General features: G+C 69.7%; 24 protein-coding genes and 1 riboswitch. Of the genes, 13 read left to right on the top strand and 11 right to left on the bottom strand.

Annotated features, from left to right (window positions below):
• Positions 1–5: 5 nt before the first annotated feature.
• Positions 6–404: a molybdopterin-binding protein gene (locus tag ACFVVM_RS07380; protein WP_387614162.1), complete on the bottom strand. Its 399-nt coding sequence runs from the start codon at positions 402–404 to the stop codon at positions 6–8.
• Between the two features lie 181 nt (positions 405–585).
• Here ACFVVM_RS07380 and ACFVVM_RS07385 point away from each other — a divergent pair, with 181 nt between their 5' ends.
• The gene (locus ACFVVM_RS07385; RefSeq protein ID WP_387614164.1) at positions 586–1587 is read left to right on the top strand and encodes an Acg family FMN-binding oxidoreductase; all 1002 of its coding nucleotides are present in this window, start codon (positions 586–588) and stop codon (positions 1585–1587) included.
• A gap of 18 nt (positions 1588–1605) precedes the next feature.
• Here ACFVVM_RS07385 and crcB read toward each other — a convergent pair whose 3' ends face one another.
• The 3 genes from crcB to ACFVVM_RS07400 form a co-directional block, all read right to left on the bottom strand.
• A complete protein-coding gene (gene crcB / locus ACFVVM_RS07390; protein WP_387614167.1) occupies positions 1606–1971 on the bottom strand; it encodes a fluoride efflux transporter CrcB in 366 nt (121 codons plus the stop codon).
• Positions 1968–2459: a fluoride efflux transporter FluC gene (locus ACFVVM_RS07395; RefSeq protein WP_387614169.1), complete on the bottom strand. Its 492-nt coding sequence runs from the start codon at positions 2457–2459 to the stop codon at positions 1968–1970. Before ACFVVM_RS07395 ends, crcB begins: the two co-directional genes overlap by 4 nt.
• Positions 2460–2476: 17 nt before the next feature.
• Positions 2477–2564: riboswitch (Fluoride riboswitch) on the bottom strand.
• A 17-nt stretch (positions 2565–2581) separates the two neighbouring features.
• On the bottom strand, positions 2582–4270 hold the full coding sequence (locus tag ACFVVM_RS07400) for a SulP family inorganic anion transporter (RefSeq protein WP_387616786.1): 1689 nt from the start codon (positions 4268–4270) through the stop codon (positions 2582–2584).
• 121 nt (positions 4271–4391) lie between these two features.
• Here ACFVVM_RS07400 and ACFVVM_RS07405 point away from each other — a divergent pair, with 121 nt between their 5' ends.
• The 4 genes from ACFVVM_RS07405 (at position 4392) to ACFVVM_RS07420 (ending at position 8265) form a co-directional block, all read left to right on the top strand.
• Positions 4392–4802, top strand: a complete 411-nt coding sequence (locus tag ACFVVM_RS07405) for a hypothetical protein (RefSeq protein WP_387614172.1) — start codon at positions 4392–4394, stop codon at positions 4800–4802.
• An 82-nt stretch (positions 4803–4884) separates the two neighbouring features.
• Entirely contained in the window at positions 4885–5532 is a 648-nt protein-coding gene (locus ACFVVM_RS07410) for a response regulator (RefSeq protein WP_387614175.1), read from the top strand.
• A 26-nt stretch (positions 5533–5558) separates the two neighbouring features.
• A complete protein-coding gene (locus ACFVVM_RS07415) occupies positions 5559–7304 on the top strand; it encodes a GAF domain-containing protein (protein ID WP_387614178.1) in 1746 nt (581 codons plus the stop codon).
• 94 nt (positions 7305–7398) lie between these two features.
• Positions 7399–8265 (top strand): universal stress protein, encoded by an 867-nt coding sequence (locus ACFVVM_RS07420; RefSeq protein WP_387614180.1) that lies wholly within the window; start codon positions 7399–7401, stop codon positions 8263–8265.
• Between the two features lie 21 nt (positions 8266–8286).
• Here the strand turns inward: ACFVVM_RS07420 and ACFVVM_RS07425 are convergent, their stop codons facing one another.
• On the bottom strand, positions 8287–8601 hold the full coding sequence (locus ACFVVM_RS07425) for a hypothetical protein (protein WP_387614182.1): 315 nt from the start codon (positions 8599–8601) through the stop codon (positions 8287–8289).
• 207 nt (positions 8602–8808) lie between these two features.
• Between ACFVVM_RS07425 and ACFVVM_RS07430 the strand changes: the two genes are divergently transcribed.
• From ACFVVM_RS07430 to ACFVVM_RS07440, 3 genes are all read left to right on the top strand, one after another.
• Positions 8809–8970: a hypothetical protein gene (locus tag ACFVVM_RS07430; RefSeq protein WP_387614185.1), complete on the top strand. Its 162-nt coding sequence runs from the start codon at positions 8809–8811 to the stop codon at positions 8968–8970.
• A 97-nt stretch (positions 8971–9067) separates the two neighbouring features.
• Positions 9068–9241 (top strand): CsbD family protein, encoded by a 174-nt coding sequence (locus tag ACFVVM_RS07435; RefSeq protein WP_387614188.1) that lies wholly within the window; start codon positions 9068–9070, stop codon positions 9239–9241.
• 112 nt (positions 9242–9353) lie between these two features.
• Positions 9354–10151 (top strand): SDR family NAD(P)-dependent oxidoreductase, encoded by a 798-nt coding sequence (locus ACFVVM_RS07440; RefSeq protein ID WP_387614190.1) that lies wholly within the window; start codon positions 9354–9356, stop codon positions 10149–10151.
• Here ACFVVM_RS07440 and ACFVVM_RS07445 read toward each other — a convergent pair.
• Complete coding sequence (locus tag ACFVVM_RS07445; RefSeq protein WP_387616788.1) at positions 10077–11528, bottom strand: MFS transporter; 1452 nt, start codon at positions 11526–11528, stop codon at positions 10077–10079. The genes ACFVVM_RS07440 and ACFVVM_RS07445 overlap by 75 nt on opposite strands.
• A gap of 264 nt (positions 11529–11792) precedes the next feature.
• Here ACFVVM_RS07445 and ACFVVM_RS07450 point away from each other — a divergent pair, with 264 nt between their 5' ends.
• Both ACFVVM_RS07450 and ACFVVM_RS07455 read left to right on the top strand, forming a co-directional pair.
• Positions 11793–13001, top strand: coding sequence for an LLM class flavin-dependent oxidoreductase (locus ACFVVM_RS07450; RefSeq protein WP_387614193.1), 1209 nt, complete (start codon positions 11793–11795; stop codon positions 12999–13001).
• Between the two features lie 9 nt (positions 13002–13010).
• Positions 13011–14375: an NtaA/DmoA family FMN-dependent monooxygenase gene (locus ACFVVM_RS07455; RefSeq protein ID WP_387614195.1), complete on the top strand. Its 1365-nt coding sequence runs from the start codon at positions 13011–13013 to the stop codon at positions 14373–14375.
• A gap of 43 nt (positions 14376–14418) precedes the next feature.
• On the opposite strand, the gene ACFVVM_RS07460 is transcribed toward ACFVVM_RS07455, so the two are convergent.
• Complete coding sequence (locus tag ACFVVM_RS07460; RefSeq protein WP_387614197.1) at positions 14419–14775, bottom strand: hypothetical protein; 357 nt, start codon at positions 14773–14775, stop codon at positions 14419–14421.
• 156 nt (positions 14776–14931) lie between these two features.
• Here ACFVVM_RS07460 and ACFVVM_RS07465 point away from each other — a divergent pair, with 156 nt between their 5' ends.
• A complete protein-coding gene (locus tag ACFVVM_RS07465) occupies positions 14932–15189 on the top strand; it encodes a hypothetical protein (protein ID WP_387614200.1) in 258 nt (85 codons plus the stop codon).
• 16 nt (positions 15190–15205) lie between these two features.
• A complete protein-coding gene (locus ACFVVM_RS07470; RefSeq protein ID WP_387614201.1) occupies positions 15206–15772 on the top strand; it encodes a type 1 glutamine amidotransferase domain-containing protein in 567 nt (188 codons plus the stop codon).
• Here the strand turns inward: ACFVVM_RS07470 and ACFVVM_RS07475 are convergent.
• The 3 genes from ACFVVM_RS07475 to ACFVVM_RS07485 form a co-directional block, all read right to left on the bottom strand.
• A complete protein-coding gene (locus ACFVVM_RS07475; RefSeq protein ID WP_387614203.1) occupies positions 15769–16797 on the bottom strand; it encodes an LLM class flavin-dependent oxidoreductase in 1029 nt (342 codons plus the stop codon). The genes ACFVVM_RS07470 and ACFVVM_RS07475 overlap by 4 nt on opposite strands.
• Entirely contained in the window at positions 16794–17618 is an 825-nt protein-coding gene (locus ACFVVM_RS07480; RefSeq protein WP_387614205.1) for a DUF1684 domain-containing protein, read from the bottom strand. The genes ACFVVM_RS07475 and ACFVVM_RS07480 overlap by 4 nt, the downstream gene beginning before the upstream one ends.
• Before the next feature lie 76 nt (positions 17619–17694).
• Complete coding sequence (locus tag ACFVVM_RS07485) at positions 17695–18510, bottom strand: NAD(P)H-binding protein (RefSeq protein ID WP_387614208.1); 816 nt, start codon at positions 18508–18510, stop codon at positions 17695–17697.
• Positions 18511–18747: 237 nt separating this feature from the next.
• On the opposite strand from ACFVVM_RS07485, the gene pepN reads away from it, so the two are divergent.
• Positions 18748–21225 carry an aminopeptidase N gene (pepN, locus tag ACFVVM_RS07490; RefSeq protein WP_387614210.1) on the top strand — a complete coding sequence of 826 codons (2478 nt, stop codon included), beginning with the start codon at positions 18748–18750 and terminating at the stop codon, positions 21223–21225.
• Positions 21226–21327: 102 nt separating this feature from the next.
• On the opposite strand, the gene ACFVVM_RS07495 is transcribed toward pepN, so the two are convergent.
• The gene (locus ACFVVM_RS07495; RefSeq protein ID WP_387614213.1) at positions 21328–21849 is read right to left on the bottom strand and encodes a hypothetical protein; all 522 of its coding nucleotides are present in this window, start codon (positions 21847–21849) and stop codon (positions 21328–21330) included.
• Between the last annotated feature and the right edge of the window lie 253 nt (positions 21850–22102).

Raw genomic sequence — 22102 nt, forward strand, 5'->3', positions numbered from 1 at the left:
CCTCATCAACTTTCCGGGATTTCTACTACGACGTGCGTCGATTTGACCGAGGCGACCGCGACGCTGCCGACCTCGAGGCCGAGTTCGTCGACGGAGTCCCGGCTCATCAGTGACACCAGGCGGAACGGACCGGCCTGCATCTCGACCTGGGCCATCACGGTGTCCTTCACGACGCGGGTGACGATCCCGGTCATCCGGTTGCGTGCCGAGGTCGCGATCGTGACACCCGGCTCGGGACGGTCCGCGCCTGCCCGCAGGAACTCCGCGACCTCGCGCCCGTCCACCCCCTTGCGGCCGTTGTCGAGCTGGACGGCGGTCAGCCGGCCCTGGTCGATGTAGCGCCGCACGGTGTCATCGCTGACACCCATGAGGGCGGCTACTTCACTGATCCGCAGATTCGACACCGGATGAGCATATTCGACGTAGATGCGGATCGCGACACGGTTCGGCAACGCACAATCCCCCGGCAGCCACGACCACCCACCGGCCCGGTCCGCGCAAGGACAGCAAGCAGGGGCCGGAGGTCCCTCACGATGGTGCTCAAAGACCATTTCCGCCCGGCCGTTCGCGGACGAGACTGACCACATGACAGTCCTCGGCAACTCTTCGGCACCCACCACGCCCGACGAACCGACGATGCGGGCCGCGCTGCTCCGCGGCTGCCGTGCCCCCTCGGTCCACAATTCGCAACCGTGGCGGTGGTTCTTCGACGGCGCGCGCCTACACCTGTTCAGCGATCCCGAACGGCAGTTGCCGGTCGCCGACCCGGAGGGCCGTCAGCTCGTGATCAGTTGCGGCGCCGTCCTCGATCACGTGCGGACGATCTTCGCCGCGCTCGGCTGGCACACCGATGTCGTGCGCCTGCCCGACCCGGACCATCCCGACCTTCTGGCGACCATCGAGTTCCGCCTGTGGGAGGACCCGGCCACCGGCTCCACCGTGCACGCCGCGGCCATCGAACGTCGCTATACCGACCGGCTGCCGATGCTGATCCCCGAGCGCTGGGACGCGATGACGCCGGTGGTGCTGCGCGAGATGGCCGCGACCCACGACGTCGACCTGGACATGCTGCCCGACAGCGCCCGCGCCCGCCTGGCCACCGCCTCCGAGCAGTCGGCCGCGCTGCACCGCTACGACATGGAGTATCAGACCGAACTGCGCTGGTGGACCGGTCACGACCGGCCCGCCGACGGCATCCCGCCCGCCGCGCTGCCCACCGAGACCGAACTCGCACGCGTGGGTGTGGCCCGGTCGTTCCCGCCGGTCCGGCACCCGGCGCACCGCGCCGAGGCGATCGACCAGTCCTACCTGATCCTGTTGAGCACGGCCGAGGAATCACCCCTGCAGTGGTTGCGCACCGGCGAGGCGCTCTCGGCGATCCTGCTCGAATGCACCGTCGCGGGGTGGGCCACCTGTCCGCTCACCCACATCACCGAGACCTCGGCCGGCCGTGCCCTGCTCCAGGGATTCACCACCAACCGGGGCAACCCGCAGGTCCTGCTGCGCGTCGGTACCGCTCCCGAGAACGATCGTCCGCCGGCGACGCCGCGTCATCCGCTGACGGAGGTGTTCACCGAACATCCCTGAGACCGTTGGGGATTCCGCTCATAGCCCCGCCAGTGCGAGGCCGATCGCACCGGCGATGACGGTCACCACCAGTGTCGCGAGGGCGTTGGTCGCTCCGGCCAGGTAGCGCCGGCGCTGGATCAGGCGAACGGTTTCGACGCTGGCGGTGCTGAAAGTGGTGTATCCACCGCAGAATCCGACGCCGACGATCGTCTGCACCTCGCTCGGCGCGCCGCGGAACAGCACGAGGCCGACGACGAAGCCGAGCAGCAGCGAGCCGGTCACATTGATGATCACCGTCCCCCACGGGAAGTCGGTGGCGCGCCGGGAGCGGATCATCCCGTCGAGGACGAACCGGGCGACCGCGCCCGCGCTCCCGGCCAGCGCGACCCACAGCGTCATCATGTCGGCTCCCCGGTGGACCTGGCCGCCATCCACGCGCCCGCGGCGATGCCAAGCACGGTGGCGACCAGCCCCGCCAGCACACTGCCGAACGCGTAGGTGATCGCCGCCCAGTACTCGTCGGCGCGCAGCAGCAGATCGGTGTCGACGGCGAGTGTGCTGTAGGTGGTGAACGCGCCGAGCACGCCTGTACCGACGCCGAGCCGAATCCGCAGCCGCCACCCGCTGTCCGGGCCGGAGCGGGTCAGCGCCTCGAGCAGTCCGCCCAGCAGGAACGCACCGGCCACATTGATGGCGAAGGTCGTGAACGGCCACTGCCCGGCGGTCTCGGGGAACGCGACACCGAGCCCGTACCGGGCGGGGGCACCGAGCAGACCACCGAGGGCCACCGCCGCGATCGACGAGGGGCGCACGTGCAGCGCGGTGGGTACGGGTGTGTCGGCATCGGGATCGACCGGCAGCGCGGCATCGGGATCGTGGCGACCGAACATGGACAGACTCCTTCCTCGAGGGGGAAGGAACCATCAGCCCCGGTGCGGGGCGGTTCAGACAATCCCACGGGGTTGTCTCGGCGGAGATCCATCGCCAGGAGAAAGCATAGCGCGCACGCCGCTCAACCGGTGGGCGGCCCGTGCTCGCGGGCGGCCCGGTAGGCCTCGAGCGCGGTGGGCAGGGTCGGATAGAGGTGGTCGGCACCGATCCGCTCGGTGAGCCCGGACGCGTCGAGATCGTCGCGCAGATCGTGTTTCACCCGCGCCATCGCGAAGACGATGCCGCGCCCGGCCAGATCCGCGCGCAACTGTTCGACGGCGTCGAGCGCGGTGAGGTCGACCTCCACGTTCGCCTCCGCGCTGAGGACGAACCAGCGCACTGGCTCGCCGCCGTGTTCGGCCGACCAGTCGACGGCGGCCAGCGCACGACGTCGGAAGTCCTCGGCATTGGCGAAGCACAGCGGTGCGTCGTAGCGGTAGATCACCAGTCCGGCAACGGGTTTCGCGGTGGGATAGTCGTCCACGTCGTGCATGCCCGCCACGCCGGGCGCGAACCCGAGGACCGCGTCGTGCGCGCGGGCGATGCGCCGCAGCAGGTCGAAGATCGACAGTGCGATCGCCACCAGCACCCCGTAGAGCACGCCGAGCACCAGCACCGCGGCCACCGTCACCAGCGCCAGTGCCAGCTCGCTGCGCCGGAATCGGGCGATCCGCCGGAACTCCGGGACGTCGATCAACCGCAAGGCCGCGTAGATGACCAGCGCGCCGAGCGCCGCGGTCGGAAACGCCGCGAGCACCCCGCGCGCGCCGAACAGCACGACCAGCACACACAGCAGCGTGACCAGGGAGTACAGCTGGGTGCGCGCGCCCATGGAATCGGCGATCGTCGTGCGGCTGCCGCTGCAGCTGACCGGGAAACCGTGCGTCAGCCCGGCGGCCACATTCGTCGCGCCGAGCGCCGCCAGTTCGGTGTTGGCGTCGATCTGCCTGCCGTGGCGGGCCGCGAAGGCCCGCGCGGTGAGCACATTGTCGGAGAAACCGACCACCGCGATGCCGATCGCGGGCAGGATCAGCTGCCCCACCTCGGCGGCCGAGACACCCGTCAGCCCCGGCACCGGCAGACCGGCGGGAATGGCGCCGACGACCTGAATTCCGAAGCGGTCCAACGAGAACACCCACACCGCCCCCGCCGCGGCCAGCACCGCGAGCAGTGGGCACGGCAGGCGCGGCATCCGCCACGCCGACAGCAACAGTCCCGCGAGCACCGCGGCGGCCAGCAGACAGGTCGGCAGGTGCCACTGGCCCGCGTGCGCGCCGAACGACCGCAGTTGCGCGAGCACGGACTCCCCCTCGACCGGCACACCGGTGACCCGGCCCAGCTGTCCGACGATCATGATGCCCGCGGTTCCCGCCAGATAGCCGACGAGGACCGGTTTGGACAGCAGATCGGCCAGCACCCCCAGCCGGGCCAGCGCGGCGATGCCACACACCGCGCCGACCAGCAGCGCGAGCACCGCGGCGAGCGCGGCATAGCGCCCGGGATCACCGGCAGCCAGCGGGGCGAGCGCGACGGCGGTGAGCAGTGCCGTGGTGGATTCCGGCCCGACCGAGAGCTGACGCGAGGTCGCCAACAGCAGATACACCGCCAGCGGACCGATCGCGGCCCACAGGCCGACCACCGGCGGCAGACCGGCGACCGTCGCATAGGCCATGACCTGCGGAATCAGGTACGCGGCCACGGTGACACCGGCGACCACGTCGGGCCGTAGCCACGCGCGCTGGTAACCATCGAACTGCCGCAGTCCGGGCAGAAATCGTGTCGGTTCCGTTCCGACATTGTCCGCCCGTGGGCCCCGCGGCGACGACCTAGGGCCCTCGACTCGGGGACATTGGACCCTGCCCCATACGCGGTCGACCGACGAAAATTGATCCATGATCAGCACCTACCTGCACCGGATGACCTCGCATCGGTCGGTGTTGTGCCTGATCAGCGGCATGGTGGCGATCTGGGCGGCCGCGGGCGCGCTCGGGCTGGCCACCGGAGCGCTCTCCCTCGGCGCCGCGGCCGAACGTCGACTGCCCTGGCAGAGTCTTTCGCTCGCGGCGATCGGGCTGGCGCTGGTCGTGGCCGCACCGATGGCCGTGGTCGCCGTCCTCGCCGCGCAGGGCGATCGGCGTTGCGCCCGCGCCGCGATCGCCGCCGGATTCGCGCTGGTCGCCTGGATCCTGGCCCAGATCGTGGTGCTGCGCGAACTCAGCTGGCTCCAACCGGTCTGCATCCTCGCCGCCATCGCCGTCGTGGCGCTGGGAATGGCCCTGCTCGACGAACGCGCCCGGCTGTGAACACCCCGAACCCGGCGCGGACAATGGAGCGCAGACCCGCCGCGACGCGCCGACGCCGTGGCCCGACCGAGGGAGCGACACGATGACCACGGTGTTCCTGGTCGACGATCACGAGATCGTCCGGCGCGGCGTCGGTGACCTCATCTCCTTCGAATCCGACCTCGAGGTGATCGGCGAGGCGGGCACCTACGCCGAGGCCATGGCGCGCATCCCCGCGCTGCGCCCCGACGTGGTGGTCCTCGACGTGCGACTACCCGACGGCAACGGCATCGAACTGTGCCGGGAACTGCTCTCGGCCGAACCGGGCCTGCGCTGCCTGATCCTGACCTCGTTCACCGACGAACAGGCCATGCTCAACGCCATTCTCGCCGGCGCCGCGGGCTACGTGGTCAAGGACATCAAGAGCCTCGAACTGATCACCGCCGTGCGCGAGGTCGGCGCGGGCAGATCGATGCTCGACAACCGCGCGGCCGCGGCGCTGATGGCCAAACTGCGCTCGGAGGCCGAGGCCGAGACCGGTCCGCTCTCGACGTTGACGCCCCAGGAACGCACCCTGCTGGCGCTGCTCGGGGAGGGACTGACCAATCGGCAGATCGCGGCCCGGATGTTCCTGGCCGAGAAGACCGTCAAGAATTACGTCTCCCGCCTGCTGACCAAACTCGGCGTCGAACGGCGCACCCAGGCCGCCGTCCTCGCCTCCAAACTCGACCGCCCCGCGGAGCTGGATTAGGACTCGCACCATGGGAGAATGCCGCCATGGACAACCAGGCTCCGCGCTCGGCGGCGAGCGGTCCTCCTCCGGTGACCGAGACGCTGTCCCAGCTACGCCTGCGTGAGCTGCTGACCGAGGTGCAGGACCGGATCGCGCAGATCGTCGACGTGCGCGATCGGATGGACCGGCTGATCGAGGCGATGCTGATCGTCACCGCCGGCCTCGACCTGGACAACACGCTGCGCTCGATCGTGCACACCGCGATCGAACTCGTCGACTCCCGCTACGGCGCGCTCGGCGTCCGCGAAACCGATGAGGCGAGCAGCCAGCTCGCCGAATTCGTCTACGAGGGCATCGACGACCGCACCCGGGTGATGATCGGTGACCTGCCCCGCGGCCACGGGGTTCTCGGCCTGCTGATCGCCGACCCGAAACCGCTGCGGCTCTCACGCCTGTCCGACCACCCCGCCTCGGTGGGCTTTCCGGCACACCACCCGCCCATGGACACCTTCCTCGGCGTCCCGATCCAGGTGCGCGACGAGGTGTTCGGCAACCTCTATCTCACCGAGAAGGCCAACGGCCTCGAATTCACCGAGGACGACGAGGTGGTCGTGCAGGCGCTGGCCGCCGCGGCCGGGATCGCCGTCGAGAACGCGCGCCTCTACGAGCAGTCGCGCATCCGCCAGCAGTGGCTCGAGGCCACCGGTGAGGTCGCGACCGAGTTGCTGGCGGGCAGCGAACCGAATCAGGTGCTGGAGTTGGTCGCCCAGCGCGGCCTGGCGCTGACCGGGTCCGCCCGCACCTTCCTCGCGCTGCCCGAGGATCCCGATGCCGACGCCGACGAGATCACCGAACTGCTCATCGTCGCCGGGGCCGGCGTCGACGCGGAACATCTGGTGGGGCAGCGTCTTTCGCTGGCGGATTCGGAGGCCGGTGCGGCGTTCCGCTCCGGCAGCCCGGTCTCGGTCGACCAGCTGGCCGACGATCCGATCGCCGGTTCGGCCACCGAATTCGGTGCGGCACTGATCCTTCCGCTGCGCGCCGGACAATCCGTCACCGGTGTCCTCACCACCGTGCTGCCCGCGGGCGCACCGCCCCTGACCGCCGCGGCGCAGTCGATGATGGCCTCCTTCGCCGATCAGGCGGCCCTGGCACTGCAACTGGCCGACACCCAGCAGCGCCGCCGCGAACTCGACGTCCTCTCCGATCGCGACCGGATCGCCCGCGGGCTGCACGATCACGTCATCCAGCGGCTCTTCGCCGTCGGCCTGTCGCTGCAGGGCACGATGCAGCGCGCCCGCGCGCCCGAGGTGCGGACCCGGCTGACCGAGACGATCGACGACATCCAGGCCATCGTGCAGGACATCCGCCACTCCATCTTCGACCTGCAATCCAACACCTCCGCCGATTCGGCGAAATACCGCAAGCACCTGCACGGCATCATCCTCGACATGACCGCCGACACCGGCATCCGCACCACCATCCGGCTGGCCGGTCCGGTCACCGTGCTCGAACCGCCGCTGTCCGACGATGTCGAGGCGGTGTTGCGGGAAGCGGTGAGCAATGTGGTGCGCCACGCCCGCGCCACCACCGTCTCGGTCGAACTGGTGATCCGCGACGACGTCACCATCGAGGTCGGCGACAACGGCATCGGCCTCCACGGTGATCTCACCCGCCACAGCGGCCTGGCGAATCTGGCCGCCCGCGCCGACCAGGCGGGCGGCACCTTCACCATCGAGAACCGGCCCGAGGGCGGCACCCTGCTGCGCTGGGCGGCGCCGCTGCCCTGAGCTGACGACTTAGGACCCCGCCGCGCGGGCCGTGCGGCCCTGCCGCCGGGGGCGTCCGTGGAGGACAGTGGACAGGGACAGAAAGGCACACATCATGTCTCTCCCTGTGAATCCGAATCCGCCGGTGGTCGTCGGCATCGACGGCTCCGAACAGTCCCGCACCGCACTGAGCTGGGCCGCCACGTTCGCCGCGCAACACCGCGCGCCGCTGCGGCTGATCTGCGTCATCGACGTGCCGATGGACTACGGTCCCGGCGTCTCCGCACCGCTGTTCGACCACGAGGCACTGCGCAAGCACGCCGAATCCCTGCTGGTGTCGGCGACGAGCCGGGCAGGCACGATCACCGACACCGAGATCACGACCACCATCACCGAGGGCGCCCCGGTGCTGGCGCTGCTCGAGTACAGCAAGTCGGCCCGCCTGCTGGTCGTCGGCAGCCGGGGCCTCGGCGCCTTCCGCCGGACCCTGCTCGGTTCGGTCAGCTCGTCACTGGCCCGGCGCGCGACCTGTCCGGTCGCGGTGATCCCGGAGCAGGAGTACGCGGCCGACGGGCCGGTGGTCGTCGGGGTCGACGGCTCCGAGTGCAGTATCGCCGCCGTCGCCACGGCCTTCGACGAGGCCGCGCACCGGAACGCACGCCTGATCGCGGTCCACACCTGGTCGGAGTTCTACCACTACGACTCGCGCGCCACGATGCAGACGCAGGCCGAGGCCGTGCTCGCGGAAAGCCTCGCCGGATACAGCGAGAAGTACCCCGATGTGCGGGTCGATCGCGTCGTCACCGAGGACCGGCCCGCCCGCGCGATCCTCGGCGCGGCCGAGAAGGCCCAGCTGGTGGTGGTCGGCAGCCGTGGCCGCGGCGGATTCGCCGGTATGGCGCTGGGGTCGGTGGCCCAGGCCGTCCTGCACGGCGCCGACTGCCCGCTGATCGTCATCCGGTCCGCGGATCAGCAGAAGTGACCTGAACGGCCGGTGCGGCGGCTACTTCGGGACCAGGATGCCGGAGAGATCGGCTTCCCGGATCGGGGTGTCGGGATTGGCCTGGGCGCCGCACATCAGGTCGATGGCCGCGATGGCGAGGTCGACGGTCTCGCGTTCGGGCGAGCCGTCGCGGTCCTCGTCGAGGTACTTCGTGACGGTGATGCGCTTCTTGTCCGCGTCCTGGTCCGTGTACTCGCTGCACGGGGTGTCGCCGCCCTTGTTGACGGCTTCCTCAACCTGAGTGCACCCGGCGCTCAACACGGCCGCCGCCGCGGCGGCCAACATCGTAGCGGCGACGTTCCTTCGCAGTGTCATATATTCACCATACATATCGGCCGGTCATACAATTGCCACCGACAATGTGTCCGGATTGCGCACTGTACCCACCTCGATTGCGAGGTAAACACGTCGATACGGTGTCCATCGACACCCTTTTCGCCAATCACGGTTTGATAACCATTCACGCGGGCTACTCATGAATACATGACCAACTCACGTAATCGGACAACGAGTACGACGAGCATGGATCTGACCAGCACCGCCATCATGCTGGCCACCTGCGTGTTCTTTCTGTTCGGCCTGGCGACCCTCACCGGATCGTTCCCCCTCGCGACGCTCGGCGCCGCGGGACTGGCCGCCGCGATCATGGCGACCACCAGAATGATCGGGCCATATCGCCCCTAGCTGTTTGCACCGCGCCTGCCCGGGTAGGCGGTCGGTGGGTCCAACGGACGGCCCACGGTCACCTGATGGCCGAGCGAACTGTCTGGAAGGAACAAGCATGAGCATCGCGGACAAGGCGAAGAACAAGGCCGAGGAGCTCGCCGGCAAGGCCAAGGAGGCGGTGGGCAGCGCCACCGACGACAAGGACCTCGAGAACGAGGGCCGTGGCGACCAGGTCAAGTCCAACCTCAAGGACGCGGGCGAAAAGGTCAAGGACGCGTTCCGCGACTGACCACCGAAGCGGGCCCCGATCCTCGGATCGGGGCCCGTTTTCCGTTCGGCGGTTGCGATCAGCTCGAGCGGGAGCGCTCTCGGCGGTGACCGGGCTTGTTAGCGTCGGGTTCGTGGATCTGAGACTGCAGGGAAAGCGCGCGATCGTGACCGGCGCGAGCAAGGGAATCGGGCTCGCCGTGGCGCGTGGGCTGGCGGCCGAGGGCGTGGATGTGGTGATCGCGGCGCGGACGGCCGAGCCACTGCGCGCCGCGGCCGAGGGACTCGCCCGTGACACCGGTCGCCGGGTCCTCGCGGTGCCGACCGACACCGGGGACGACGAGCAGGTCAAACAGCTCGTCGCGCGGACCGTCGCCGAACTCGGCGGAGTGGACATCCTGGTCAACTCCGCGGCCACGCCGTGGAGCGCGGGGGCGAGCACGGATCTGCAGGCCACCACCGACGACATCGTGCGCCGGGAGGTCGAGATCAAGGTCCTCGGTTATCTGCGCACCGCGCGTGCCGTCGCACCGCATTTCCTCGCCCAGGGCTGGGGGCGGATCATCAACATCAGCGGACTCGGTGCGCGCCAGGCGAATTCGATCGGCCAGACGATCCGCAACGTCAGCGTCTCGGCACTGACCAAGAACCTCGCCGACGAGCTCGGCCCGCACGGGGTGAACGTGACCGTCGTGCACCCCGGCCTGACCCGCACCGAGCGCCTCACCGATCGGCTCACCGCGCAGGCCGCCGAGTCCGGCACCGAGATCGCCGAACTCGAACGGCGGCTGGTGAAGAACTCCCTGCACCGGGTGATCGACGCGAGCGAGGTCGCCGACGTGGTCACCTTCCTCGCCTCACCCCGCAGTGTCGCCATCACCGGCGACGCCGTCGCGGCAGGTGGCGGCGTCCCCGGGCCCGTCTTCTACTGACCGGCGGCGCAGATCGGCGACCGCGCACGCCAGCGCGAGCACGATCAGCACCAGGCACACGCCGAGTCCGGCCGCCACCCCGTGGCGGCCGACCGGCGCCGTGAGGTACAGGCCCGCGACCGCGGTCAACACCACGGTCGCCGAAAGACGTTGCGCGAGTTGCAGGAATCCGGCGGCGACGCCGTTCGCGCCCACCGGCGCGTACTCGAGGGTCATGGCGCGGTTCGGCGCGTCGACGAAGCCGCCGACGGCCCCCGAGGTCACCGCCAGCCCCGCGATCACGAAGAACACCGCCGAGGTCGTCATCGTCTCGACCACGACGATGTAGCCGGTGATCACCGCGCACTGCACGCTCAGCGCGCACACCACGGTCACCCGGCCGAACCGGGCCACCACCCGCCAGCCCACGCCCGACACCACCGCCATCGCGGTGGAACCGCCCACCATCACCAGCGCGGCCTGCAGTGCGCCGAGCCCGAGGCCGTCGATCAGGTACCAGCACAGCACCGTGTTGATCGAGACGATCGCCCCGAACCAGAACATCGCCACCGCCGTGCCGAGGGTGTAGCCGCGGGACCGCACCAGCGCGGGCAGCAGCACCGGCGTGCCACCGCGACGGTGGTAGCCGCGCTCCCACCACCAGAACCCCACCAGCGCCGCCACCGACCCGAGCACACTCGCGGCCGACCCCGCCACGCCGAGCGCGGACACCATCGGCAGCAGCAACAGCAGAGTCGCCGCGGTCAGCAGCCCCAGCCCGACGATGTCGAATCGCGCACTGCCACGCACCGTGCGATCCCGGCGCAACACCACCGCGCCTGCGATCACGGTGACCAGTGCGAAGGGCAGGTTCATCAGCAGCACCAGCCGCCAGCCCCAATCCGGAAACGCGGTCAGCATCGTGCCCGCCGCCAGCGGACCGACCAACCCGGACAGGCCAGCGGCCACCCCGTAGCCGCCCAGTGCCTTCGCCCGCTCGACCCCGGTGAACCGGTCCGAGATCACCCCGAGCACCTGCGAACTGATCACCCCCGCGGCCGCGCCCTGACACAGCCGCGCGGCCACCACCGACCACGCGTCGCCCGCCACCGCCGAGAGCACCGACGACCCCGCGAAGACGACGAGTCCGACCAGGAACAGCCTGCGCCTGCCCAGGACGTCACCGAGACGGCCCGCGGGCACCAGCGCCACCCCGAAGCTCAGGGAGTAGCCCGCCAGAATCCACTGCGTCTGCACGGCGTCCGCGCCCAGGGCCGTGCGGATGGCGGGGATCGCGATGCCGAGCGCGGCCGAGTCGAGCAGGGTGGCGAAGCCCGCGCCGACGCAGACCAGTACTTCCAGGCGTGCGCGCCGTGGTGGCGCGGCGACGGCGCTCAGGGGAACGCCCGGTAGGCGAAGTCGAGTAGGTGCACGCTGCGTTCAATACGCGCTGCGCGACAGGCTATTTCCCCCCGATCGAGCTGAATCCAACGGTTGACACCGGCGTCGCCGACCGCGAAGGTGCCTCGCACCGCTGGCCACGCCCGCTACCCCTGGGCCACCGCCTAGCCGCTGACTGTTCGCCAGCGTCGGCCTTCGCCGCTGTCTACGAATCGGGCGTTGCATCGGAGACCGTTCACCGAACCACAGAAATGGCAGACGATGGCACCGAACCCACTGCACCTGGGCGTCGCGCTCGACGGCGCGGGCTGGCATCCGGCGGCCTGGCGAGCACCCGACTCGCGGCCCACCGAACTGTTCAGCGCCCCCTACTGGACCGATCTGGTCGCCACCGCCGAGCGCGGCCTGCTCGACTTCGTCACCATCGAGGACAGTCTGCGCGTCCCCGGTCCGCTGCACACCCGCACCGACGAGGCCGTCGACCAGGTCCGCGCCCGCCTCGACGCGCATCTCGTCGCCGCGCGGCTGGCGCCGATCACCCGCCACATCGGGCTCATCCCCACGGTGACGACCACCCACACCGAGCCGTTCCACGTCTCCACCGCCCTCGCCACGCTCGACTACACCTCCGGCGGCCGCGCGGGCTGGCAAGCCAGGGTCTCGGCCTCCACCGAGGAAGCCCAGCACTTCGGTCGCCGCGCGATCACCGAACCGACCCCGGCCGAATTCGCCGAGATCATCGCGACCGGCACCCTTCCCGAGTACGCCGAGGTCCTGTTCGAGGAGGCCGCCGACGCGGTCGAGGTGGTGCGGCGGCTGTGGGACAGCTGGGAGGACGACGCCGAGATCCGCGATGTCGCCACCCGCCGCTTCATCGACCGCGACAAACTGCACTACATCGACTTCGAAGGTCGCCACTTCAGCGTGCGCGGTCCCTCCATCACGCCGCGCCCGCCGCAGGGTCAGCCGATCGTCACGGCGCTGGCCCACGCGCCGCGTGTCTACGAATTCGCCGCTGCCGCCGCGGATCTGGTCTTCGTCACGCCCGCCCGCGCCGCCGGGCCCGCCGAGATCCTGCGCCAGGTCGCGGCCGCGAGCGCGAACCGGGTGGGTGAACGGCTGCGGGTCTACGCCGATCTCGTCGTCTTCCTCGACACCGACACGGCCACCGGCGCCGACCGCCTGGCCCGGCTCGACGAACTCTCCGGCGCCGAATTCACCTCCGACGCCACCATTTTCACCGGCAGCGCCGAGGAACTCGCCGATCTGCTCGCCGACTGGAGCGCGCAGGGTGTCGACGGATTCCGGCTGCGGCCCGGCGTCGCCGTCGACGACCTCACCGCAATCACCGACCGTCTCGTCCCGGTCCTGCAGCGCCGCGAGCTGTTCCGCACCAGCTACCCCGAGGGTCCGCTGCGCGGGCTGCTCGGCCTGCCGACCACCGTCCCCAATCGTTTCGCGAGCGTGTGAGGTCCACCGATGAGTACACCCCGTAAGCAGGTCATCCTCGGCGCCTACCTCGGTGGGGTCAACCACCACACCGCCTGGTGGCATCCCGAGGCGGGCAGCCAGATCGAGTTCAGCTCCTTCGAGCACACCGCGCGCACCGCCGAACGCGGCAAGTTCGACTTCTTCTTCCTCGCCGAGGGCCTGATCCTGCGCGAACGCGCGGGCCAGATCTTCGATCAGGACATCATCGGCCGCCCCGACAACTTCGGTGTACTGGCCGCGATCGCCGCGGTCACCGAACATCTGGGCTTGGCGGGCACCATCAACGCCACCTTCAACGAGCCCTACGAACTGGCCCGCCAGTTCGCCAGCCTCGATCACCTCTCCGGCGGGCGCGCGGCCTGGAACGTGGTCACCTCCTTCGACGCGTTCACCGGACAGAACTTCCGCCGCGGCGGTTTCCTCGACCCCGCCGACCGCTATGTCCGCGCCGAGGAAACGCTCAATGCCGTACGCGCCCTGTGGGATTCGTGGCGCGAGGACGACATCGTCGCCGACAAGGTGAGCGGCCGGTATCTGGCCCGTCCCGACGCGGGGGCCTTCGAGTTCGCCGGTCAGCAGTTCGACATCGCCGGCCGGTTCACCGTGCCGCGCAGCCCGCAGGGGCGACCGGTGATCCTGCAGGCCGGTGTCTCGCCGCAGGGCCGCGATTTCGCCGCCGCCAACGCCGACGCGATCTTCTCCCCGTTCGGCAAGCTCCCCGAAGCCGCCGAGTTCTACCGCGACGTCAAGGCCCGCGCGGTGGCGGCCGGGCGCTCCGCCGACGACATCAAGATCCTGCCGTCGGCCAGTTTCGTCCTTGGTGACAGCGAGGCGGACGCGATCGAGAAGTACCGTGCGATCCGCGACGAGCAGGTCACCGGGCAGACCGCGCTGATCCTGCTCGAACAGATCTGGAACCGCGACCTGTCGGCCTACGACCCCGAAGGCCCGGTGCCCGACATCGAGCCCGATCCGGACGCGCCGCCGATCATCCAGGGCCGCGCGTTCCTGCACCAGGATCGTTTCGCGACGGTCAAGAAGCTGCGCGAGATCGCCGAGGCCAAGAAGCTCACCCTGCGCGAGGTCGTGATCGATCAGTTCGAGCGCGGCCCGATCGTCGGCACGCCCGCCCAGGTCGCGGAGAAGATCGACAGCTTCGTCACCGAGGACGGCTCCGACGGGTTCATCATCGGCTCGCACCTGGTGCCGACCGGCCTGGACGAATTCGTCGACCGGGTGGTGCCGCTGCTGCAGGATCGCGGCGCGCTGCGCACCGAGTACACCGGGACCACGCTGCGCGACAACCTCGGGCTGCCTCGGGTCGGCTCGGCCGCCGTCCCCGCCGACGCCTGAAACGCACCGCTGCTGTGGGCGGCCGCAACGCCCACAGCAGCGGTCACCGCGCGAGCGAACCGGCGCCGATCACCAGGTAGGCGGTCATCAGGACGAACAGAAACCAGCCCGCGCCCTGCCAGGTCCGCCAGTTCCGTCCCGCGCGGAACCGCCGGAAAGCGAGCACGAACGCGCCGATACCGCCGGCCAACAGGATCACCGCCGGGCCGAACAGCACCGCGGTCTTGGCCGCGTCGTCACACAGCCGGGTGTCGGCCGCCACGCACGCACTGCGATTCGCCGCCCATACGGTCGTGAGCACACCGATCACGGCGGCGACCGCGATCACCGACAGGCCGTAGGTCACTGCCTGCCGAAAACTCTGCTCGTCGTTTCCAGGCTTGTCGACGTCATCAGCCATTGCTGGTACCTCCCCGAACTGGGTGGTGGCGGCCGTCTCTCCATCAGAGCACACGAATTCGCCACTGCCCACCTGCCGCGATCCTGTTTAGGACGCCGAATCCGCGGTACCGCCAGGAAGACAACGGTCATCCCGGCCGGAGCAGAGGAGAAACTCGTGGACGAATCGAACGAACACGCGATCATCACCAAAGCCGACCTCCGGCGGCTCCTCGACGCCGCCGCCCCCGACGCCCGCCTGGTGCTCTCCGAAGGCAAGGTCGGCATCCACTCCGGCAGCGACGACGCAGGCGGCGGAATGCTTGTCATCACCCGCGCCGACCTGATCGACCGCCTCGGCGACCCTGGCGACGAACGCCGTCTCGCCGAACAAGCCGCCGTGCTCGACACCGACATCCGCCTGCTCGGCGCCTGACAGGAAGGAGCCGACGATGACCGAACAGCCACTGAAAGGCAAGCGGGTCGCCATTCTCGCCACCGACGGTGTGGAACAGGTCGAGCTCGTCCGGCCTCGCGCGGCGGTGGAGGACGCGGGCGCGCGCACCGCGCTGCTCTCCCTGGCATCCGGCAGCATCCAGGCCATGAACCACGACGTGGAGAAGGGCGACGTCTTCGCCGTCGAAGCACTCGTCGCCGAATCCGGTCCCGACGATTTCGACGCGCTGATCCTGCCCGGCGGCACCACCAATCCCGACAAACTCCGCCAGGACCCCGCCGCTGTCCGCTTCGTCAAGGACTTCGCCGCGACCGGCAAACCGATCGGCGTGATCTGCCACGGACCGTGGACGCTCGTCGAGGCCGATGCGGTCCGCGGCCGCACGCTGACCTCCTACCCGAGCGTGCGCACCGACATCCGCAATGCCGGAGGCACCGTGGTCGATCAGGAGGTCGTCGTCGACAACGGCCTGGTCTCCAGCCGCGACCCCGACGATCTGCCCGCCTTCTGCGCCGCGATCGTCGAGGAGTTCGCCGAGGGCAGGCACTTCGCCGCCACCTAGACCAGCGCGGGCTTCCACCCCAGCTCGGGCGCGATCAGCTCCACCGTGTCGTGCAGGATCTGTTCGTAGTCCGCGCGCTGGAATTCGTAGGGCAGTTCCAGGCGCAGCTCGGTGGTCTGGGCGAGGACCGGGTCGGCCCGCAGCTGTTCCAGGATCTGTTCGGCGGTTCCGACGACATCCGGGGCGAACAGCACCCGTCGCTCGCCCTGCGGGCCGAGGGTGCGTTCGTAGCGGCTCGCGGCATAAGCCCGGTACCGCTCGCGGGTCGCGCGATCGGCGCTGTCGAACGGGACGATCACGCGACCGACCGCTACTCGCGCGGGCCGCGTCGGATCGATCAGGGCGCGGTAGTCGCTGATCAGGCCGAGTTGGGCGGTCGTGAAATCGTCGCTGCGCTCACCGGAGACGATATTGCCGGTGAGCAGATTCAGCTCGCTCTCCGCCGCCCAGCGCACCGATCGGGGGCTCGCGCCGCCGTACCAGACGCGGTCGGCCAGGCCGGGGCTGTGCGGTTGGAGCCGTGGGCGCTGCGTATTGCCCGGTGAGTGGATGACGGTGTCGGGATCGCCCAGGTAGTTGCCGCGCAGGTTCTCGACCAGCCGGGCCACCCGGCCGTAGCCGAGGTCGAAGGAGCGCCAGTCACCGTCGAAGACCAGGTCGCCGATCAGGTCGGCGTGTGGTGGTGTGCCCGCGCTGAAACCCGGCTGCAACCGGCCCTTCGACAGCACATCGGCCAGGGAGAGGTCCTCGGCGAGCCGGAACGGGCTCTCGTAGCCGATCGGGATCACGGCCGAGCCGAGTTCCACCCGGCTGGTGCGCTGCGCCGCGGCGGCCAGGAAGACCGCCGCCGAGCCCACGCCGTGCTCGAGGTGCCGCTGCCGCACCCACGCGCCGTCGAATCCGAGGCGCTCGCCGTATTCGAACAGCTGCAGCGTCTCCTCGAGACCGGTGTAGGGATCGTCGTCGAGGTAGTTGCCCGGGGTCAGGAAGGCGAGGGTGCTGATCCGCGGGGCATCAGCGCTCATCCCTGGCGCTCGTACGGGATCTTCTCGCCCGCCTCGACCGCGATCGGCAGCCGATTCTCCGCGGGCGGCAGCGGGCAGGTCGCCAGATCCGTGTACGCGCACGGCAGATTCACCGCGCGGTTGAAGTCGAGCACGACCGTGCCGTCGGCCGCGGGCGTCGGCACCTGCACGACACGGTTCGCCGCGTAGGTGGTGACCCCGGAGGTCGCGTCGGTGAACAGCACCGACAGATCCCCGGGGTTCTTGCCGGGGAACGCGGTCAGGCGCAACCGCTGACCGTCGACCTCGAACTCGACCTGGCCCGGCGCGTCGTAGACGTGCTCGAGCCCCTCGACCGAGGCGCCGACCGTGGTCGGGCGCGGCTCGGCGAACAGCACATAGCGACCGGACACCACCCACTTCGGATCGGGCGCAAAGGCCGGGGTGCCGTGGAAGGCGGTCCGCAGGGGGTTGTCCGGGTGCCGGGGGCGCACGATGTCGTTGCCACCGCGCTTGGCGACCTCGATCACCGCGTCACCCCAGGCGACGTTCACGCTGTCACGCTCGGCGATCACACCGAACTCGTGGCGGCCCCGCACGGGCTCGCCGTCGATGACGATCTCCTCACCCTCGTCGAGCACGACGACCACGCCCTCGGACCCGGTCGACCAGGCGCCCGGCGCGTCATCGAAACGCTCGGGGGTCTCGGAGAGCCAGTGCAGGCTCGTGATGGCGAGGAATCCGTGCCGATCCGACAGGTGCGCTTCCTGTCGCCGATGCCATTCCTGCCACTCGGCGGTGAAGGTGTCCGCGTCGGTGACCGGCGTTGCCTGTGTAGCCATGCATCGATCCAACCCGATGCCTCGGCTAACGACCAGGATTGCGCTCAGGCCGAACGCAATCCGGCCGTCGCCGTGCTCAGTCGGCGGTGAAGAGTGCGGCGTTGTCGGTCGCCCACTCGGCGAAGGTGGTCGCGGGGCGGCCGGTGATGTCCGCGACGCTGGTGATGGGCAGGGATTCGGGATCCGGATCGAAGTCGGTCAGGACGTTGTCGACATACCAGATCGCCCGGTCGCCCATGGCCGACCGCAGCGCCTCGATGGTCTCGTCGCGACTGGACTCGATGAAGGTGATGTCGCGGCCGAGCGCGGTGGCGAGGTGGCCGACGAGGGCGGTGCGGGAAAGGACTTCGGGCCCGCCGAGCGAATAGGCGCGACCGAGGTGCCCGTCGGACAGCAGGGCGGTCGCGGCGACGGCGGCGATGTCGATCATGGCGATGGGCGCGCTCGCGCTCTCGGGCCTCGGCTCGCGGACACTGCCGGTCTCCCGGATCTGCGGGGCCCACATCAGCGTGTTCTCCATGAAGTCCGCAGGCCACAGATGGGTCCACGCCAAGCCACTGCCCTCGACGGCGGTACACACGCTCCCCCACCAGCTCTCCGGTTCACCGGACAGATCGACCACGTGCCGCACGCCCGCTTCCCGCGCCAACGCGAGCACCTCGGAGACATTGCCCGGCGCGGGCGCCAGGTACATCCGGTCCACTCCCGCGAATGCCGGGGGCAGGCTGTCCAGCCGCCCCAGATATCCCTCCGCCACCTCGACGCCGGCGGGTAATGCCGCCTTACCCGGGTTGTTGGTGAGCGCGCGAACATCGGTGGCGCCCCGAGCGAGCAGCTGGTCGACGACCTTCCGTCCGATGTTTCCGGTAGCGCCTGTTACGAGAATCGTCATCTACACCCCTCCGTCGTTGATCAGATCCGCTCCATCCTGCCAACGGATTTCGCGCGGCGCACATGGCGATTTCGTGGTGGCCCCCTGCCGTCCTCAGCTTCTTTTGGTCCATGTTTCGTCATGGCCGTCGGATCGTTTGACGCATACATGTTTTAATGCGCATATCTGCGTATCGGCATCTGCCTGCAGCAGGAACCCGGGGCGTCGGAGAACAGCCGAGCTGGCAGGATCGACGGCGTGTCCACCGCGAACCTGACCCGCTCCGAGACCGCCGCGCGTTCGGCCGCGGTCACCGTCCGCGCCTACCGCGTCGAACTCGATTTGTCCGGCGCCCCAGAGCAATCCGTCGACGGCTTCCCCACCACGACGACCGTCGAGTTCGATGCCACCGCCGAGCAGACGTGGCTCGATTTCCTCGGCCTGTCGGTGGAGTCGGTGACGGTCAACGGCGCCGAGGTCGACGTGGAGTACGACGGTGCGCGGCTCACGCTCCGTGGCCTGGCCGAGTCGAATGTGGTCGTCGTCCGGGCGCGGGGTGCTTACAGCCGTTCGGGTGAGGGTCTGCATCGGTTTCTCGACCCGGTCGACGGGCAGACCTACCTCTACACCCAGTACGAGCCCGCCGACGCGCGCCGGGTGTTCGCGTGCTTCGAACAGCCGGACATGAAGGCGCCGTTCACCTTCGTGGTCACGGCGCCGTCGGAATGGGAGGTCGTCTCGAACCGGCCGGTCGCCGCGGTCGAGACCGATGGGGGCCTGCAGCGGGTCGAGTTCTCCCCCACCCTGCCGATCTCCACCTACATCACCGCGATCGCGGCCGGACCGTACTTCCGGGTCGAATCCTCCTGGACACGAGCAGAACTCACCGTTCCGCTCGGTGTGCTGTGCCGGGCCTCGCTCGCCCGCTACCTGGACGCGGACACGATCCTCACAGTGACCGAGCAGGGACTCGACTTCTTCGCCGAGCAGTTCGACTACCCGTACCCGTGGGGCAAGTACGACCAGGTCTTCGTCCCCGAGTACAACCTCGGAGCCATGGAGAACCCGGGCCTGGTCACCTTCACCGAGGCCTATGTGTTCCGCGGCGCGGCGACGGCCGCCCAGTACGAGGGCAGGGCCAACACGATCCTGCACGAGATGGCGCACATGTGGTTCGGCGATCTCGTGACGATGGTGTGGTGGGACGACCTGTGGCTCAAGGAGTCCTTCGCCGACTACATGGGCGCACTGGCCGGCTCCGAGGCGACCGAGTGGACCGATGCCTGGGTGGCCTTCGCGAATCGGCGCAAGGCCTGGGCGTACCTGCAGGACCAGCTGCCGACGACGCACCCGATCGTCGCCGACATCACCGATCTGGAAGCCGCCAAGCTCAACTTCGACGGCATCACCTACGCCAAGGGTGCCAGCGTGCTCAAGCAGCTGGTCACCTATGTCGGGCGGGACGAGTTCTTCGCCGGTGCCCGCCGGTACTTCCGGACACACGCGTTCGGCAACACGACCCTCGCCGACCTGCTGACCGAGTTGTCCGCCGAATCCGGGCGGGATCTGGCGGGCTGGGCGCGCTCCTGGCTGCAGACGTCCGGGGTCTCGACGCTCACCTTCGACAGCGACGAGATCGTGCAGACCGATCCGCGACCGCACCGGCTCGCCGTCGGCCTCTACGACTTCGACGACGCGGGCGATCTGGTCCGCCGCGAGCGGGTGGAGCTCGACCTCGTCGCCGAGCGCACGCCGGTCGACCTCCCGCCCGCTCCCCTGCGCCTGCTCAACGACGGCGACCTCACCTATGCGAAGGTCCGGCTCGACCCGGATTCGCTGGCGACGGTGGAGCGTTCGCTCGACCGGGTGACCGATCCGCTGGCACGCGGGTTGATCTGGTCGGCGCTATGGAACGCGGCGCGCGACGGCGAGCTCGAGGTCGACCGCTATCTGCGGATGGCACGTGACTTCGCGCCCACCGAGTCGAACATGGCACTGCTCACCGCGGTACTGGCGAACGCGTCCTTCGCCATCAACCACTACCTGCCCGCAGCCGCGCGTGACCGGTGGCGCGGCGAGTGGCTCGAATCCTGCTGGGCCACACTGCATTCGTCGGAACCCGGCTCCGGTGCGCAACTGGCGTGGGCGCGGGCGACAGCATCCGCCGCCACCGTCGACCCCGGCCGAGCCGCCGACATCCGGCAGATCCTGCTCGGCGAGACACCGCCACCGACGGGCCTCGCCCTCGATCCGGACCTGCGCTGGGCCCTCTGGACGGCGCTCGCGGCCACCGGTGCCGCCGAAGCCGCCGACATGGACGCCGAACTCGGCCGAGACGCCACCGCCTCGGGCCGCACCGCGCACCGCCGGGCACTGTCGGCCCGTCCCGACCCCGAGGTGAAGGCGGCGGCCTGGACCGCGGCACTCACCGACACCACCCTCACCAACGACCACCTCGACGCCGTCATCGACGGCTTCCGCGCTGGCGGCCACCGCGACCTGATCGCCCGCTACGACGAGGAGTACTTCACCGCCCTGCGCCCCGTATGGGAACAGCGCAGCATCGAAATCGCCCGCCGCATCGTCCTCGGCCTCTTCCCCGCCACCGATTCACTCGACCAGGTCGACACCTGGCTCACCACCAACCCCAACGCCCCAGCCGCCCTACGCCGCCTGGTGATCGAACAACGCGACCACCTCGCCCGCGATCTCCGAGTACGCGCCCACACCCACTGACCTCAGCTCCGTCGAACCGGTCCGCCGACACTGAGTTCGTTTCGCTGACGGTGGGCCGACTCGTGTGGTGGCCGGCTGTTTCGTCGGCCACCACACGATCCGTTACGGCGTCGAGTAGCCGATGAGGGCGCCGATGCCCGCACCGATGGGGATGGTGATCAGGGCGCCGACGCCGCCGAGGAAGAAGCCGAGTACGGCGCCGATGCCCGCGCCGACGAGGGCGCCGATGCCCGCGTTGTGTTGCTTGCGGGCCTGGGTGTCGGCGGCTTCGTCGACGAAGCTCGCCAGGTTCTCGGTGACGACGGCCGGTGCGGCGACCGGGCTCAGGGTCACCGAACGACCGTCGGCGGAGACGCCCGCGGCCAGGTCGAATACCCCTGCGCCAGTGGCGATTCGGGTCGGCACCGACGCGACGACCCGGCCGTCGCGATCAGCGAGGGTGACCGCTCCCCCGTCGAGCCGGAAGACGCCGTCGGCGACCGAGGCGGTGACCCCGGAACCGTCGGCGAGCGGGCCGGCCGTGAACGCCACCCCCTTCTCGATCCCCTGCACGGCCGGAACGGCCGTCGCTGGTTCGGCCTGTGCGACAGTGGCCGCGAGGCCGAGGGCCCCCGCGGTGAGCACGGCGACCGAACCCCATCGCCGTGCACCAGAACGTGTTCGAGACGCGAAAGTCATCTTGCCCCTCCAGTCTGCCCGCCACCCGAGGCGGAACATCCTCTGCCGGACCGGATCTCGGTCCGAGATCATTTTCACATCGGGTCGGCCCCACTGGGAACCCACCAGCGGTCATACCGGAAAAACATCATCACTTCGACACACCTCGGCGGCGATGCGCCGGTCAGGTTCGCGCCGCGCGTCGAATCGCCTGCAACCG

The sequence above is a fragment of the Nocardia sp. NPDC058176 genome (assembly GCF_042883805.1).
Classification (GTDB): domain Bacteria; phylum Actinomycetota; class Actinomycetes; order Mycobacteriales; family Mycobacteriaceae; genus Nocardia.

Bases quoted from the DNA above. Each gene is read 5' to 3' on its own strand.
- ACFVVM_RS07395 (WP_387614169.1), bottom strand. From the start codon at position 2,459: ATGTTCGGTCGCCACGATCCCGATGCCGCGCTGCCGGTCGATCCCGAT.
- ACFVVM_RS07475 (WP_387614203.1), bottom strand. From the start codon at position 16,797: ATGAGCGCTGATGCCCCGCGGATCAGCACCCTCGCCTTCCTGACCCCG.
- ACFVVM_RS07420 (WP_387614180.1), top strand. From the start codon at position 7,399: ATGTCTCTCCCTGTGAATCCGAATCCGCCGGTGGTCGTCGGCATCGAC.
- ACFVVM_RS07460 (WP_387614197.1), bottom strand. From the start codon at position 14,775: ATGGCTGATGACGTCGACAAGCCTGGAAACGACGAGCAGAGTTTTCGG.
- ACFVVM_RS07425 (WP_387614182.1), bottom strand. From the start codon at position 8,601: ATGACACTGCGAAGGAACGTCGCCGCTACGATGTTGGCCGCCGCGGCG.
- ACFVVM_RS07405 (WP_387614172.1), top strand. From the start codon at position 4,392: ATGATCAGCACCTACCTGCACCGGATGACCTCGCATCGGTCGGTGTTG.
- ACFVVM_RS07485 (WP_387614208.1), bottom strand. From the start codon at position 18,510: ATGACGATTCTCGTAACAGGCGCTACCGGAAACATCGGACGGAAGGTC.
- ACFVVM_RS07385 (WP_387614164.1), top strand. From the start codon at position 586: ATGACAGTCCTCGGCAACTCTTCGGCACCCACCACGCCCGACGAACCG.
- ACFVVM_RS07480 (WP_387614205.1), bottom strand. From the start codon at position 17,618: ATGGCTACACAGGCAACGCCGGTCACCGACGCGGACACCTTCACCGCC.
- ACFVVM_RS07450 (WP_387614193.1), top strand. From the start codon at position 11,793: ATGGCACCGAACCCACTGCACCTGGGCGTCGCGCTCGACGGCGCGGGC.
- ACFVVM_RS07435 (WP_387614188.1), top strand. From the start codon at position 9,068: ATGAGCATCGCGGACAAGGCGAAGAACAAGGCCGAGGAGCTCGCCGGC.
- ACFVVM_RS07430 (WP_387614185.1), top strand. From the start codon at position 8,809: ATGGATCTGACCAGCACCGCCATCATGCTGGCCACCTGCGTGTTCTTT.
- ACFVVM_RS07470 (WP_387614201.1), top strand. From the start codon at position 15,206: ATGACCGAACAGCCACTGAAAGGCAAGCGGGTCGCCATTCTCGCCACC.
- ACFVVM_RS07410 (WP_387614175.1), top strand. From the start codon at position 4,885: ATGACCACGGTGTTCCTGGTCGACGATCACGAGATCGTCCGGCGCGGC.
- crcB (WP_387614167.1), bottom strand. From the start codon at position 1,971: ATGATGACGCTGTGGGTCGCGCTGGCCGGGAGCGCGGGCGCGGTCGCC.
- ACFVVM_RS07415 (WP_387614178.1), top strand. From the start codon at position 5,559: ATGGACAACCAGGCTCCGCGCTCGGCGGCGAGCGGTCCTCCTCCGGTG.
- ACFVVM_RS07455 (WP_387614195.1), top strand. From the start codon at position 13,011: ATGAGTACACCCCGTAAGCAGGTCATCCTCGGCGCCTACCTCGGTGGG.